The sequence below is a fragment of the Streptomyces sp. NRRL B-24572 genome (genome assembly GCF_002156145.1).
GTDB lineage: Bacteria > Actinomycetota > Actinomycetes > Streptomycetales > Streptomycetaceae > Streptomyces > Streptomyces vietnamensis.
Map to the genome: position 1 here is coordinate 1 of NZ_MWIG01001024.1, position 1546 is coordinate 1546.

At 72.1% G+C, this 1546-nt stretch carries 2 protein-coding genes; both read left to right on the plus strand.

Features of this window, described 5'->3' with window-relative positions; genetic code table 11:
- Positions 1 to 287: 287 nt before the first annotated feature.
- The gene (locus tag CCN56_RS39720) at positions 288 to 1106 is read left to right on the plus strand and encodes an ABC transporter ATP-binding protein (RefSeq protein ID WP_086832441.1); all 819 of its coding nucleotides are present in this window, start codon (positions 288 to 290) and stop codon (positions 1104 to 1106) included.
- Positions 1103 to 1546 (plus strand): ABC transporter permease (locus CCN56_RS39725; RefSeq protein ID WP_179200158.1); only part of this gene is annotated, 444 nt, incomplete at its 3' end. The genes CCN56_RS39720 and CCN56_RS39725, both read left to right, overlap by 4 nt.

Consider the following 1546-nt stretch of genomic DNA (forward strand, 5'->3'; position numbering starts at 1 on the left):
GAAGGACGCACAGAACACGTCCCTGACGGAACAGGGACAGGACCGGGCCTGGCCACTGCCCATGGACGACGAGGCACTGCATCGGCGCAGGGAAGCGGCGCAAGCCGTGACGAACCGGTTGTGGGCAGACGTTCCGCAAAGGGCGAGGGGGGTCCCCCCTGCTCGAGCGAAGCCGAGAGCTCGGGGGAGGGCGGGCGCGACCCACCCACCGGCCCGCTCCCGGACAACCACCGGCAGACCCGCCCGGGTCCTTGACGACCGGCACCCCCGGGCCCATTATTCATCACATGGTGAATAAACCGGCGGACGAGCCCGAGAACGCGGCCATCACCGCGCAGAACCTCACCACCGTCCGAGGCGACCGCACAGTCCTCCGCGGCATCGACTTCACCGTCCGAGCGGGCCGCGTCACCGGCCTCCTCGGCCCCTCCGGCTGCGGCAAGACCACCCTCATGCGGGCCATCGTCGGCACCCAGGCCAAGGTCACCGGCACCCTCCAGGTCCTCGGCCGCCCCGCCGGCGACCCCGCCCTCCGCACCCGCATCGGCTACGTCACCCAGGACCCGTCCGTCTACGACGACCTCACCGTCCGCCAGAACCTCGACTACTTCGCCGCCGTCCTGCTCCCCGGCCGCGCCCACCGTCACGACCGCCGCGCCGCCGTCGACCGGGCCGTCGAGGACGTCGACCTCGCCGACCACGCCGACTCCCTCGCCGGCCGGCTCTCCGGCGGCCAGCGCAGCCGGGTCTCCCTCGCCGTCGCCCTCCTCGGCACCCCGGAACTCCTCGTCCTCGACGAGCCCACGGTCGGCCTCGACCCCGTCCTCCGCCGCGATCTGTGGGACCTCTTCCACCGGATCGCCGCCGACCGGGGCACCACCCTCCTCGTCTCCTCCCACGTGATGGACGAGGCCGAGCGCTGCCACCGGCTCCTCCTCATGCGCGAGGGCGAGATCCTCGCCGAGGACACCCCCGAGGCCCTCCGCCGCCGCAACGACACGCCCACCGTCGAAGAGGCCTTCCTGCACCTCGTAGACGCGGCGAACACCCGAGCCGCCGAGCAGGAACGGGCGAACACCCGAGCCGCCGACCAGGAGCGACCGTGAACGCGAACCGCACCCTCGCCACCGCCGCCCGCGTCCTGCGCCAGCTGCGCCACGACCCGCGCTCGATCGCCCTGATGCTCCTCGTCCCCTGCCTGATGCTCGTCCTGCTCCGCTACGTCTTCGACGGAAGCCCGCAGACCTTCGACAGCATCGGTGCCTCGCTCCTCGGCATCTTCCCGCTCATCACGATGTTCCTGGTGACGTCCATCGCCACCCTCAGGGAACGCACCTCCGGCACCCTGGAACGCCTCCTCGCCATGCCCCTCGGCAAAGCGGACCTCATCGCCGGCTACGCCCTCGCCTTCGGACTCGTCGCCGTCCTCCAGTCCCTCCTGGCCACCGGCCTCGCCCTCTGGTTCCTCGGCCTCGACGTCATCGGCTCCCCCTGGCTCCTCCTCCTGGTGGCCCTCCTCGACGCCCTCCTCGGCACCGCCCTCGGC